This window comes from Clostridium sp. ATCC BAA-442, assembly GCF_964239415.1.
GTDB classification, from domain to species: Bacteria; Bacillota; Clostridia; order Oscillospirales; family Oscillospiraceae; genus Flavonifractor; species Flavonifractor plautii.
In genome coordinates, this window is sequence record NZ_CAXSQB010000047.1 from 1 (window position 1) to 13,488 (window position 13,488).

The following is a 13,488-nucleotide window of genomic DNA, read 5'->3' on the forward strand; positions in this document are numbered from 1 at the left end:
TAGAGCTGGCCCACCTCGGGCACGAACACGATGGTCTCGATGGTCTTCTTGGCGGCGTCGCAGGAGGCCTTGTCGGTGCCCGCGATATAGATGGTACCGTCGTCCTCGATGTCGATCTTGGCGCCGGTGTACGTTTTATAATATTTGTTACATTTCAATTATTCTGTTGACCTATTATAATGTAATATGTATAATTTCAACAGAAGGACTTTACATTATTAAGGAATGAGGTGCATTCCAATGAGCTAAATATAAAAGCCCCGCTCAACTTGTTAATACTTATCAATTTGGAAATTCTGATAGTAATATGTCTGCCTGCAACATTTTTTACAATCGTGGTGAAGGCCCCATCCGGTATACATTGTTACCGATGGCATTTCGTTTGACTTGGGAATCAATTTGATACTATGACAAATCGGTCAACTGTCTTCAAACCCGCCATTCCGTTGGTGGTACTCCTCCTCGCGGTCGCCGCAGCCGTATGGGTCTTTCTCATCCCCCGCAGTCTGGGCAGGATGGCGGGCCTGCCGGATGCCCCGGAGGCCCTGCTTTGGATCGAGGTTGAGGCATTCACCAGTATGGAACCCCACACCCTACGGGAGCAGGAGGCTCTCGAGGAGTTGAGCAGAGTACTCCGGCAAACCCAAGTGCGCTACGCCGGTCCGTCCGTCTATGGGTACGTCACCTACGGCAGCCAGTCCGCATACAAGGTTCAGGCCGCCTGCCGGACCGGAGCGGATGAGGTCATTGAGTGCCCGGTCATCTTCATCCGGGAGGATGGCTATGTCGTCCTTGACGGCCGGCAATACCAGATCTATGACCAACAGCAGCAGGAAACGTTGCTCCGGCTCCTGGAAATGGCGCTCCTGCCAACCCCATAGAGCTGAACAGCGCCCCGTCCAAACCGGACGGGGCGCTGTCTCTTATGTTGGATCAGGGCTCATCGCTCGACCCGGTATCAGGCGGGTCTATGCGCGGCGGTGCAGGACGCAGGCCGTGCTCCCCGGAAGATCCTTTATCCGCGATGCGCTGGAGAGTCTGTAAAAGGACGCAGACAATCTGAAGGATGTACCATGCGAACAGAATCTGAAAGGCGATACCAGCAATAGGCTGGTATCGGAGAAGGGGGTAGTAGAATGTCGTGTGGAAGAAGCCGTCATCGTAGCGGAACTTGGTGATGAGCTTAAGCAAGACGGCGTTATGCAAAACATACACGGTAAATAAGACAAACAATCGTGTGACGGAAGAGACGGGACTCAGGGTTCCTAGTCGGGGGAGCCTCAAAATAGTTCCTTCTTTCTTAGTCAATTTACCCCTGCATAACCTGTGATATGTACAGATTTCCGATACGTAATGGTAGAACCAACTGTTTCAGAAACCGAAAATCCGACTACTTCCAAATCAGCTCCGAATTCTGCTTCTTCGCTTACATCGATTTCAACGTAAGCGGTACCAGCGGTTATAAATTTTATTTTTTGGGGATTAAGAATATCAGCACTGACGCTTTTGCAATCATAGGAAACATATCCAGAACTTATACATTGGGCGTATTCTGTTCCAGGGACGATGTCTACAAACTCTCTATAGCCAGCGACCATATTCAACTCAACAATGGCACCAACTTCGATTTCACAGGGACAATCTCTCGTGCCAACGTTCTCGACATAAGTAAACAGGAACTCTTCGATTACACGCGGACTGGACTTTTGATATTCTGCGTATTTCTGCGCTGCTTCAAAATACGAGATATTATTGTTATCAGCCAAATGTTGGATTACTTCTTCTTGGGTCAACGGCTCAAGCTTGAAGGTTCCTTTAGAGGGAGAATCGACTGCAAGTGCAGAATAGGTTATACAGCTAAGGACGGTTGCAACACTCAGAATAGTGGCCAGGAACTTCCTTTGTTTCATGTGTATTCTCCTTTCTGTTTCCTAATACTGTTTTCACTACGCAATTCATCTCTAACTCTTTGATCCCTACTTGAAAAAATCACCTCCTATCTATATCTTAAGCCGCCACACGGAATCTAAACAGTGTACAATACGTTATTACAACTATAAATATACACATAAATTATAGAATGTCAAGCGCTATAGACTCGATTTTCGTTGTAATAGCAGTCAAAACCCCCGGCTTTGCCCAATGTCATTAAGTTAAGAATCAGGTCATCCGGTCTGATTCTTAATTTTCACTTTTTGCAGGAAACGACCTCAATTTTGTACAGAATAGTTTCGCTTTTCCTTGCCGTTTGTGCGAAAATCGCTTAACTTAATGACATTGCGGCTAAGCCAGTGGTTTCCCTACCCAAAGAAAAACGCCCCCGCTGCCCGGCAGTGGGGGACGTTTTGCGTCGGATGAATGGGATTACTTGATGGGCTCGCCGGCCTCTTTCTTGGCCTTGATCTCCTTCAGGGCGTCCCGGTAGGAGAGGTTGACGCGGCCCTTCTCGTCGATATCGGTGACCTTGACCCAGATCATGTCGCCGATGTTGACCACGTCCTCCACCTTCTCCACCCGGCGGTCGGCCAGCTTGGAGATGTGCACCATGCCGTCCTTGCCGGGGGCCAGCTCGACGAAGGCGCCGAACTGGAGGATGCGGACCACCTTGCCGTAGTAGAGCTGGCCCACCTCGGGCACGAACACGATGGTCTCGATGGTCTTCTTGGCGGCGTCGCAGGAGGCCTTGTCGGTACCGGCAATGTAGATGGTGCCGTCGTCCTCGATGTCGATCTTGGCGCCGGTGTCGGCACAGATCTTCTGGATCACCTTGCCGCCGGAGCCGATGACCTCGCGGATCTTGTCCACGTCGATCTTCATCTTCACCATCTTGGGGGCGGTGTCGGCCACGTCGGGGCGGGGCTTGGAGATGCAGGGGAGCATGATCTCGTCCAGGATGGCATAGCGGGCGTCGCGGGTGATCTCCAGGGCCTCCTTGATGATCTCGTGGGACAGGCCGTCGTTCTTGATGTCCATCTGGATGGCGGTGATACCGGCCTTGGTGCCGGCCACCTTGAAGTCCATCTCGCCGTGGAAGTCCTCCACGCCCTGGATGTCGATGAAGGTGGTGAAGCCGCCGTCGTCGTCCTGGATCAGGCCGCAGGAAATGCCGGCCACGGGGGCGGAGATGGGCACGCCGGCGTCCATCAGGGCCAGGGTGGAGCCGCAGATGGAGCCCTGGGAGGTGGAGCCGTTGGAGGAGAGCACCTCGCTCACCACGCGGATGGCGTAGGGGAAGTCCTCCACGGAGGGGATCACCGGCTCCAGGGCGCGCTCGGCCAGGGCGCCGTGGCCCTTCTCGCGGCGGTTGGTGGAGCGGGCGGCCCGGGCCTCGCCGGTGGAGTAGGCGGGGAAGTTGTAGTGGTGCATATACCGCTTCTCCTCCTCCTCCCAGATGGTGTCCAGCTTCTGGGCGGCGGAGAGGGTGTTCAGGGTGCAGACGGAGAGCACCTGGGTCTGGCCGCGGGTGAACAGGCCGGAGCCGTGGACGCGGGGCAGCACGCCCACCTCGGCGGCCAGGGGACGGATCTCGTTCTTGGCGCGGCCGTCCACCCGGTGGCCCTCCAGCAGCCAGGCCTTGACGATCTTCTTCTGGAACTTGTAGGTGATCTCCTCCAGGTACTTGTCCATCTCGGGATAGTCCTCCAGGAAGAGCTCATGCCAGTGCTCGATGAGCTTGTTCCACCGCTCCTCGCGCACGTTCTTGTCGTCGGTGTCCATGGCGGCGCGGGCCTCATCCATGGTGGCCTCCACGATCTTGTCGAACAGCTCCTGGTCGAAGTCGGCGTGGTCGTAGGTCATCTTGTCCCGGCCGACCTCGGCCACGATCTGGTTGATGAAGGCCACCTGCTTCTTGATGTCCTCGTGGGCGGCCACGATGGCGTCGTACATGATGTCGTCGGGCAGCTCCTTGGCGCCGGCCTCAATCATGATCACCTTCTTGTCGGTGGCGGCCACAGTCAGATCGAGCTGGGAGGCGTGCTTCTGCTCGTTGGTGGGGTTGAGGACAATCTGGCCGTCCACATAGCCCACCTCCAGGCAGCCGATGGGGCCGGCCCAGGGGATGCAGGAGTAGGCCAGGCAGGCGGACACGCCGATCATGGCGGTCACCTCGGGGGAGCAGTCCCGGTCCACGCTCATGACGGTGGCGGTGACCACCACGTCGTTGCGGAAGTCGTAGGGGAACAGGGGGCGGATGGAGCGGTCGATCACGCGGCTGGCCAGCACGGCGGGCAGGGAGGGCTGGCCCTCGCGGCGCATGAAGGAGCCGGGGATCCGGCCCACGGCGTACAGCTTCTCCTCAAAGTCCACGGAGAGGGGGAAGAAGTCCACGCCGTCCCGGGGGCGGGGGGACACGGTGACGGCCACCAGCACGGTGGTCTCGCCGTAGGTGACCATGGCGGAAGCGGTGGCCAGCTCGGCCACCTTGCCCACGTCGATGGTCAGGGGGCGGCCCGCCACCTCGGTCTTGTAGACCTTGTGGTTGGTGAATTCCTTGTGCTTGATAATGGTTGACATGCGGGTATTCCTCCTTTTCATTGGTGTCTCCCACACATCAGAGCCCGATCCCTTTTAGCACTTGAAGCCGGGTCCGGTCCTCCGGGCCCAGGTTCAACTGCTAAAAAGCAAGCTCCGACGGATGGGAAGAAGGGGTGGCACGGAGTCCGCGCCACCCCTCTTGATTCGTTGTTGTCACGCTGCGGCGGCTGCACGACGGACAACTGCTCAACACTCCGCGAAAAATGCCGTTGGCGTTCCGCCAACCTGTTTTTTCATCTGCGTGTTTCGCTGTCGTCCTGCTCCGCACGCCTCCGCGCTTCTTCTTACTTTCGGATGCCGAGCTTGGCGATAATGGCGCGGTAGCGCTCGATGTCCTTGGCCATCAGATAGTCCAGCATCTTGCGGCGCTTACCGACCATCTTGAGCAGGCCGCGGCGGCTGTGGTTGTCGTGGATGTGCACCTTCAGGTGCTCGGTCAGCTCCTGGATGCGGGCGGTCAGAATGGCGATCTGCACCTCGGGGGAGCCGGTGTCAGTGGCGTGGGTACGGTTGGCCTCGATCACGGCCGTCTTCTCGTCCTTACGGATCATGGTTGGGTTCCACCTTTCATACAATGTGCCCTGGGCTGCGTGACCGGCCGGTGAGAGCCTGGGGACGAAGCCGGGGGTAAATTCTGCCTGTAAATTACAGGCTGTAGTAGTTTATCATATTCTCCCCGCCTTGTAAAGAGGTCATTCCCGATTTTGCGGCGAATTTTCCCGCGCCGCCGCCGTCCTCTGGCGCCGGCGCAGGCGCGGTGGTATGATACAAAAAACAGCAAGGAGGAATGGTTATGATCCGTCTGCTGACCGGGAGCACGCACACGGGAAAGACCCTGCTGGCCCAGCGCCTGCTGGAGCGGCACGGCGCGCCCTATCTGTCCATCGACCACCTGAAGATGGGCCTCATCCGCAGCGGGATGTGTCCCCTGACGCCGGAGAGCACCGACGAGGCCCTCACCGCCGTCCTCTGGCCCGTGGTGCGGGAGATCGTCAAAACCGCGGTGGAAAACGGCCAGTCGCTGACGGTGGAGGGCTGCTACATCCCCTTCAACTGGCGGGAGGACTTTGATGCGTCCTGCCTCCCCCACATACGCTTTCTCTGTCTGGTGTTCAGTGAGGCGTACATCCGCACCCGGTTTGACACCATTCAGACCCACGCCAACGCCATAGAGCGGCGGAAGGACGACTCCTTCTGCACCATGGAATTACTTTTGGCGGAAAACCGGCGCAATCTGGAGGCCTGCCGCCGCCGCGGACTGCCCTATTACCTCATTGACGGCCCCTATGCCCCACCCCTGGACTGGTGAGCGTTACCAAATCGTCATTTATTCTTAATAAATTATCTTTAAATCCCCATTGACAATCATATGATTATTTAGTATAATCATGTCAAAGCAAGAAAAGGAGTGGATGATATGGCAAAGACGCTGCCGGGAACCACCATCGCGGTGGACTGGAACCGACCGGAGGAGGCGGAGACCCTGCTGAACTCCCTCTTTTTGGCCGGGGGGCTGATGCTCTCCCAGGTGGCCAGCCTGACCGGGCTGGAGCCCTATGTCATCCAGAACTGGGTCCGCCGGGGCGTTGTGGCCCCGCCGGAGCGCAAGAGGTACTCCCGCCGCCAGTTTTCCCGCATCGTCCTGATCAATATGCTGAAGGATTCCATGCAGCTGGACAAAATCTGCGCCCTGCTCTCCTATGTCAACGGGGAGCTGGACGATGAATCGGACGATCTGATTGACGATTTCCAGTTGTATCTCTATATTGTACGCCTGGCGGCCCTGGTAGAGCATCAGCCTCCCAGCGGGCCGGACGAGGCGGCCCGCTGGTGCCAGACAGCGGCGGAGAACTACTGCGAGTGTGTCCCGGGCGCCCGGGACCGGGTGGCCCGCTGCCTGCATGTGATCCTGACGGCCTATCTGGCCGGACGGCTCAAGCAGGAGGCGGAGGCCCTCCTCGCGGCCCTGGCCTGACGCGTCCCAAGACAGCGGTAGGGACGCGGAGTATCCCACCGCTGTTTTATGATAGATCGCATCCCCATTTCGAGAAAGGAGGAACCCATTCATGGCAGCCTGGTGGCAATCCCTCTCTGCCCTGGACCACGTTCTGCTCTACATCGCCGTACCCGCCACGTTGATCCTGCTGATTCAGACCGTTCTCCTCTTTGCAGGGGGCGCGTTTGACAGCGACGGCGACGCCGGTGTGCCGGACGCGGACGGGCCGGACTTCGACGGCCCCGACGCCGACGGCGGCCCGCTCCACGAGGCCGCGGCGGACCCGGAGACCCCCGACACCGGCCTGCACCTGTTCACTGTGCGGGGCGTGGTGGCCTTCCTGGTGCTCTTCGGCTGGGGCGGCCTGTGGCTCCACCAGGTAGGCCTGCCCGGTTTCCTGGCGGTCTTCCTGGCCATCCCCATCGGCTTTGCCGGCATGGTGGGCATCGCCCTGGCCGTCCGCCAGGCCCTTCGCCTCCAGTACGACGGCACCTTGGATCTCCGCAACGCCCTCGGGCGGACGGGCACCGTGTACCTCACCGTTCCCCCCGGCCGCTCCTCCCCCGGCAAGGTCACCCTCACCGTGCAGGAGCAGCTGACGGAATTTGAGGCCCTCACCGACTCCCCCGCCCCCATCCCCACCGGCAGCCCTGTCCGTGTCACCGGTCTGGCCGGCCGCGGCGCCCTGCTGGTGGAACCCATCCCATCCGAATCAAAAGAGACAGAATAAGGAGGAACTTATGCCAAACATCTTTGGACTTATCCTTACCTGCGTCATCGTCGTCATCGTCTTCTCCCTGCTGCTGTTCCTGATCAAGCGCTACAAGAAGTGCCCCTCGGACAAGGTCATGGTCATCTACGGCAAGGTGGGCAGCAACAAGGACGGCTCCACCCGCAGTGCCAAGTGCATCCACGGCGGCGCGGCCTTTATCTGGCCGGTCATCCAGTCCTATGAGTTCCTGGATCTGACCCCCATGTCCATCTCGGTGGATCTGGAAAACGCCCTGTCCCGCCAGAACATCCGCATCAACGTCCCCAGCCGCTTCACCGTGGGCGTCTCCACCGAGCCGGGGGTCATGCAGAACGCCGCCGAGCGCCTGCTGGGCCTGAAGCTCCAGGAGATCCAGGAGCTGGCCAAGGACATCATCTTCGGCCAGCTCCGCCTGGTCATCGCCACCATGGACATCGAGGAGATCAATACCGACCGCGACAAGTTCCTGGAGGCCGTCTCCCGCAACGTGGAGGGCGAGCTCAAGAAGATCGGCCTGCGCCTCATCAACGTCAACGTCACCGACATCTCCGACGAGTCCGGCTACATTGACGCCCTGGGCAAGGAGGCCGCCGCCAAGGCCATCAACGACGCCAAGAAGAACGTGGCCGAGAAGGACCGCGACGGCTCCATTGGCGAGGCCCAGGCCCGCCGCGACCAGCGCATCCAGGTGGCCCAGGCCGACGCCTCCGCCATCCAGGGCGAGAACTCCTCCAAGGTGGAGGTGGCCATGTCCAACGCCCAGCGCCGGGAGAAGGAGGCCGAGGCCACCCGCATCGCCACCGCAGCCGAGAAGATCGCCGCAGCCCAGGCCCTGGAGGAGGCCTACGCCGCCGAGCAGAAGGCCGAGGCCGCCCGCGCCCAGCGTGAGAAGGCCACCCAGGAGGCCGACGTCATCGTCAAGACCGAGATCGACAAGCGCCGCCGGGAGCTGGAGGCCGAGGCCGAGGCCGAGCAGATCCGCCGCCGCGCCAAGGGCGAGGCCGACGCCATCCTGGCCAAGATGCAGGCCGAGGCCCAGGGCGCCCAGGAGATCCTGGTCAAGCAGGCCGACGGCCTGCGGCAGATCGTGGCCGCCGCGGGCGGCGACGCCGACCACGCCGTGCGCCTGATGCTGGCCGACAAGATGGAGGAGCTCATGCGCATCCAGGTGGACGCCGTCAAGGGCATCAAGATCGACAAGGTCACCGTCTGGGACGGCGGCGAGCAGAAGGATGGCAAGACCGCCACGGCGGGCTTTGTCTCCGGCCTGATGAAGTCCATTCCGCCCATGAACGAGATGTTCGACATGGCGGGCATGGAGCTGCCCCGCTTCCTGGGCAAGAACAAGGAGGAGCCTGCTGCCCCCCCCGCGCCCGCCGCAGAGCCCGGCGCGCCCGCAGAAGAGTCTTGATAATTGGAAGGCCCCCGGAACCTGATGGGTTCGGGGGGCCTTTCTGCTTTAAATTAGAGCTTCTTTTCGGCAAAGCGCATGAGGATGACGGCCACCTCGGCGCGGGTGGCGGTGCCGGCGGGGTCGAGCCGACCGCCGCCCTTTCCGGTCAGCAGACCCTCGCCCACGGCCCAGCACAGGGCGTCCGCCGGACCGAAGGCCCCGGTGTCATACCCGGCCACAATCCCCTGGGCCGCCGCCCAGTTCACCGCGCCGGCATACCACGCGTCCGCCGCCACGTCGGTGAAGCCCGCCCCGCCGGGGGCGGCAGGGCTGCCCGCCAGGTTCCAGAGCACCTGCGCCGTCATGGCGCGGGTCAGCACTGCGCCGGGGTCGAAGGTGACGGCGCTGGTACCGTCCATGAGGCCCTTTTCATACACATAGGCCACCGCATCATAGTACCACTCGCCGCTGCTCACGTCGGTGAAGGGCAGGGATTCGGGCTGTTCCGGCTCGGTTTCGATCGCGGTGAAGACCGCCTCGACCTCCACCTTGGAAGCGGGCATTTTGAAGGTATATTTGCCGTCGCCCTTGTCGGTGAGCTTGATGGAATCGCCATCCTTGCCGGTGACGGTCAGCTTGTCCAGCTCATAGCCCTCGTCGGGCTTCACGGTGATGGTCACGGTGGTGCCTCTGGAGGCGCGGGTGGGGCTTACCTTCACGCTGCCGTTGTCCGTGTCCTCCACGCTCACCGTGTACCGGGTGGAGCTGGAGGAGGAGCCGCCGGAAGAGCTGTTTTTCGAGAATGTCGCATGGACGGTGCAGTCCTTTGTCACATTCTGAACGGTGTAGGTGCCGTTATCGTTCTGCACCACGGCTGCGGCGGTGCTGTCATCAACGGTCACATCAGAGATGGAATATCCGCTGTCGGCGGTGACGGCGAAGGTCTGACTGCCGCCATTGGCTACGGCCACCCTGCCGCTGGGAGTGATGGCGCCGCCTTCGCCGGCGGTGGCGGTGATGGTAAAGCCCTGCGCGGGGTCTTTTGTTCCATCGCCTACCACCGCACTGCCAATGTCCGTAGTAATATCCCTGGCCGAGTCATCTGTGTAGGCCAGTTTGATCTTTAGCTGCTTGTCTTCTTTGGTAGTCTTGTTGTCCGCAATGGTAACAGGGAAGGAGCCGGTATCATTTCCGTCCTTTTCGCCCGTCTTTGTTGTTACCCCAAGAACAATATCGCCGCCCAAAATTGGATTCGAATTGTTAAAAGTACAACCGGAAATAGTCAGGGACTTGACGCTGGCCCGCGCGCCGGTGATATCATCGGCTTCAGTCCCGTCACCCGTGCCGCGTTCAGCGACTTTAATGGGGCCGGAAGCACCGCAATTTCCTTCAAACCTAGTGTTGGTGATCGAGATCACGGCATCCTGTACGGCGACCAGGTTCAGATCGATGGCATAGTTAATGCCGCCGCAGTTCGTAAAGGTGCAGTCATCAATGGTCAGATTTTTCACGTTGGTCAGATAAAGTCCCTGTCCACCGCTCACTCCTGCCTTGGAGTTTTGCACGGTGCAGTTGGTCATAGTCAGGTTCAGACCGCTGACAACAGTTGCGCTCTGATTCTGAGAGGTAATGAGGATGGATTTATCCGCCGTTCCATCTCTGTTGGTGTCGCCGTCCACGGTCAGATTATTCAAGGTGAGGTTCGTGTTGGTCTGGTTGGCATCGTCGCCCGAAGCTGCCACACAGTTGATGGAGCCGTACAGGGTCTTGCCGCTGCCCTCGATGGTGAGGGTGCTGCCCGCCGCAATGGATATGTCTTTTGTCACATCCTGCAGCAGGGTGAGGGTGTGATCTTCTGCGGACAGCGCGGCGGTCAAAGCCTCATCGATAGAGGTGTATTTCGTCTCCCCGACCTGTGCCACAAGGACGCCTTCTTGCGTCCTTTCAAAGGTGTCCCCAGAGGCCAGGGTGATGGTGGGGATGTCCGCATCCTTGGCGGCCTGATAGGCCAGCTCAACCGCAACCTCGCTGCCATTTTCGGCCTTCACATTGGAGATGGTCACCGGGAACGCGCCGGTGGAGGGCGCGGCGGCATTGTTCTCTCCCTTCCCCTGGGAACCCAGTTGAATCTTGGCCCCCTCGGAGAAGGTGCAGTCCGCAACCACAGCGGAGGCAATGGTGGCGGGTTTTACTTCTCCGTCTCCCGACGGCTTCACATCTGTTGCCACGTCGTCCTCGCCGTTGCGCTGGTTCAGCTTGATGGCATTCTTCTCATAGCTGCCCGTAAAGGTACAGCCCCGGATCTCCACCGTGGAACCCTGGATGCCGCAGAGGTTCCAGTTGATTCCGTACTTCAGGCCGTCCTCTCCGGCGTTGAAGGTGCAGCCTTTAATCACCAGAGACTGGCAGTTGGGCAAATACATAAACGAGGAGTTTGTCTTGTCTCCGGCGGTATTGCCGGTAAAGGTACAGTCCGTCAGGGTCAGGTGCAGTCTGGGGGGATTGGGGCGCGTCTGCACATTGGTCAGGGCAAACTGTCCCTCCTTAAACTCCGTTCTGCTGATAGTCAGGTATACGTCCTTACCGTCGAGAGCGTCGCCCTTCACCGCCTCATTATAGGCGGCTACCGTAGTGAAGGGCTCCTCCTGCGTGCCCTTTCCCTCCTCTGTGGGCACGGGCTCCTGTGGCTCGTCGCCGGGCTCCGTCCTGGCGTCCGCGCTTGTTTCCTCCGTCTGTTCCATTCCGGCGATGGGAAGGGGCTGCTCCGCGTCCGCCGCAAAGGCGGACGGCATCAGCGTCAGCAGCATGCACGCCGTCAGGCACACCGACAAGATGCGTTTCTCCATGATTCTGTTTTCCTCCTTTTTGATGTCAGGGGTCGTGGCCGCAGAAAATGTGTGTCAATACCACTCCGCCGTACCGGAGGTTCCCGCAGGATGCCATTCGGACTGCATACAAAACAGCTTAAAACAGGAAGCGCGGGTCTCCGGCCAGGTGAAACAGCATTGGCCGGCAAACCACCCCCTTTTGGAAAAGTGTACCTTTTAAAATGGTGGAAATGCAGGAAAATCTATGTTAAAATGTAATTGATATCGCCGTATTTCTGTGCTATACTTCACACTAGGTAGTGCGACTATTTCATTTGTAAACGTACACTTTTTCAAACAAACAAAGCGCCTCTGGAATATTCCAGAGGCGCTTTTTGCATATAGTTCCGTTACAGCAGGGTGAAATCCAGCAGCTCGTGGCCCCACGCCCGCTCTGGGGCGTCCAGCCCGCGGCCGCCCACCATCAGCTCGCCGCACTGGTTGTCGTAGGGGTCTTGCCGCCAGGCGGGCATGGGGGGCGTCAGGGGGGCCTGGAAGGCGGAATTGGCTACCATCCGCCAGGGGTCCAGGCTGCCGAAGTAGTGGGCCCGGCGGGCGTCCTCCCCGCTGCGGCGGGCGGAGGAGCCGAAGGAGCAGTCCGCCCACAGCCAGCCGTGGGGGGCCAGGTAGAACATGGCCCAGTCGTGGGGGCCCACCCGGCCGGGCCGGACGGCCAGCCCGCTCTGCCACCGGGCGGGGATGCCCGCGATGCGGCACAGGGTGATGAAGAGCAGGGCGAACACCCCGCAGTCCCCCCGGAGGGTCTTGGCGCACTGGTCGGCGATGCAGTCTAGCTGGAGGTAGGCGGGCTGATAGCGGTAGTCCACCTGTCCGGTGACGTAGTCGTAGATGGCCTTCGCCTTTTCCGCCGGGTTGGCGCACCCCTCGGTCAGCCGGGCCGCCAGCGCCCGCAGGTAGGGGGTAAAGACGATGTGGGGCGGCTGCTCCTCCAGGTCAAAGTCCGGCTGCGCCAGCTCCAGAGAGAGGGACATGGGAGCCGTGTACTCCGCCCGGAAGAGGTAACGGTAGGTGACGGAGAACTCCCCCACGCCGTTTGTTTTCCACCACATGGTGCGCTGTGGTGCATACTCCGGCGCGGCCACCCCACCGGGGGTGCAGTCCAGCAACTCAATATTGCTCTGCTGGGGGCAGGCCGCCGGGAGGGGCAGCCACGCCTGCACCTCCTGGCCCGCAACAGGCACCAGCGCCCGGATATCCGCCTTCAGGGTAATGCGGGCGGTGAGGGAGCCTTCCCGCTCCATCCGGGCCAGCACGGCATCCCGCTCCGCGTTGTCCACCGCCTCGTGGACAAGCCCCGGCACCTCCTTCGGGTAGATGCGCAGGGACTCCAGGAACTCCCGGTGTACCCGCAGCTCCCCGTCCACCATCCGCCAGTCGATGCGCCCGCCGTCCAGCAGGGCGTCGAACTGCGCCTCGGTAAAGCCGGGCCACTCCGCCCGTACCAGGGCCACCGCCTCGGGGCGGGTGTAGGGGTAGTCGTAGGGCAGGCGGGTCAGCCGCAGCCGCTCCGCCTCCAGCCGGGGGGCCAGCAGGGGCTGGACGCCGGAGGAGAGCCGGGCGTCGATCAGCCGGAGCGCCCCCGCCAGATCCCCCATATCCCTGCGGCGGGCGATGTCGGCGGGCAGGGCGTCGTTCAGGTGGAGAAAGGCCTCATTCTGGTTGTGCATAAATATCCCCCTTTGCGTTTCCTGTCCCCAGCATAGCACAAACCGGCGGGCAAAACAACCGTGCCGGGACAGCAGCCTGTCGAAAAGCCTTTTCGACAGGCTGCTGAACTTTTTGAACCTTCAAAAAGGTTCAAAAAGTTGTTTGATCCAACGCGAAAGGGAACCCTGACGGTTCCCTTTCACACTATCCTTCCCTCCGAATTCTTTAATAGGAGGATTTATCGATAGCCTCCTGGGGCGGGACAGCAACGCTGTCC

Annotated in this window: 10 protein-coding genes; 5 read left to right on the forward strand and 5 right to left on the reverse strand. The window is 60.3% G+C overall.

Features of this window, described 5'->3' with window-relative positions:
- Window positions 1–407: 407 nt before the first annotated feature.
- Window positions 408–881, forward strand: a complete 474-nt coding sequence (locus tag ACESY8_RS15800; protein ID WP_054339586.1) for a hypothetical protein — start codon at window positions 408–410, stop codon at window positions 879–881.
- A gap of 423 nt (window positions 882–1,304) precedes the next feature.
- Here the strand turns inward: ACESY8_RS15800 and ACESY8_RS15805 are convergent, their stop codons facing one another.
- The 3 genes from ACESY8_RS15805 to rpsO all read right to left on the reverse strand — a co-directional run bounded on the left by ACESY8_RS15805 (window position 1,305) and on the right by rpsO (window position 5,087).
- Window positions 1,305–1,910 carry a hypothetical protein gene (locus tag ACESY8_RS15805; RefSeq protein WP_087359354.1) on the reverse strand — a complete coding sequence of 202 codons (606 nt, stop codon included), beginning with the start codon at window positions 1,908–1,910 and terminating at the stop codon, window positions 1,305–1,307.
- 454 nt (window positions 1,911–2,364) lie between these two features.
- Entirely contained in the window at window positions 2,365–4,515 is a 2,151-nt protein-coding gene (locus ACESY8_RS15810; protein ID WP_498794855.1) for a polyribonucleotide nucleotidyltransferase, read from the reverse strand.
- Between the two features lie 305 nt (window positions 4,516–4,820).
- On the reverse strand, window positions 4,821–5,087 hold the full coding sequence (rpsO, locus tag ACESY8_RS15815; RefSeq protein WP_007490122.1) for a 30S ribosomal protein S15: 267 nt from the start codon (window positions 5,085–5,087) through the stop codon (window positions 4,821–4,823).
- Between the two features lie 242 nt (window positions 5,088–5,329).
- On the opposite strand from rpsO, the gene ACESY8_RS15820 reads away from it, so the two are divergent.
- The 4 genes from ACESY8_RS15820 to ACESY8_RS15835 all read left to right on the forward strand — a co-directional run bounded on the left by ACESY8_RS15820 (window position 5,330) and on the right by ACESY8_RS15835 (window position 8,694).
- Window positions 5,330–5,845: a P-loop nucleotide/nucleoside kinase family protein gene (locus tag ACESY8_RS15820; protein WP_009257325.1), complete on the forward strand. Its 516-nt coding sequence runs from the start codon at window positions 5,330–5,332 to the stop codon at window positions 5,843–5,845.
- Window positions 5,846–5,953: 108 nt separating this feature from the next.
- Complete coding sequence (locus ACESY8_RS15825; protein WP_498794856.1) at window positions 5,954–6,511, forward strand: DUF1836 domain-containing protein; 558 nt, start codon at window positions 5,954–5,956, stop codon at window positions 6,509–6,511.
- A 91-nt stretch (window positions 6,512–6,602) separates the two neighbouring features.
- Window positions 6,603–7,262 (forward strand): hypothetical protein, encoded by a 660-nt coding sequence (locus tag ACESY8_RS15830; protein WP_009257324.1) that lies wholly within the window; start codon window positions 6,603–6,605, stop codon window positions 7,260–7,262.
- A gap of 10 nt (window positions 7,263–7,272) precedes the next feature.
- The gene (locus tag ACESY8_RS15835; protein WP_007490114.1) at window positions 7,273–8,694 is read left to right on the forward strand and encodes a flotillin family protein; all 1,422 of its coding nucleotides are present in this window, start codon (window positions 7,273–7,275) and stop codon (window positions 8,692–8,694) included.
- 53 nt (window positions 8,695–8,747) lie between these two features.
- Here the strand turns inward: ACESY8_RS15835 and ACESY8_RS15840 are convergent, their stop codons facing one another.
- Both ACESY8_RS15840 and ACESY8_RS15845 read right to left on the reverse strand, forming a co-directional pair.
- Window positions 8,748–11,522 (reverse strand): S-layer homology domain-containing protein, encoded by a 2,775-nt coding sequence (locus ACESY8_RS15840; RefSeq protein WP_434307851.1) that lies wholly within the window; start codon window positions 11,520–11,522, stop codon window positions 8,748–8,750.
- Between the two features lie 371 nt (window positions 11,523–11,893).
- Window positions 11,894–13,231, reverse strand: a complete 1,338-nt coding sequence (locus tag ACESY8_RS15845) for a transglutaminase-like domain-containing protein (protein WP_257591419.1) — start codon at window positions 13,229–13,231, stop codon at window positions 11,894–11,896.
- Window positions 13,232–13,488 lie beyond the last annotated feature (257 nt).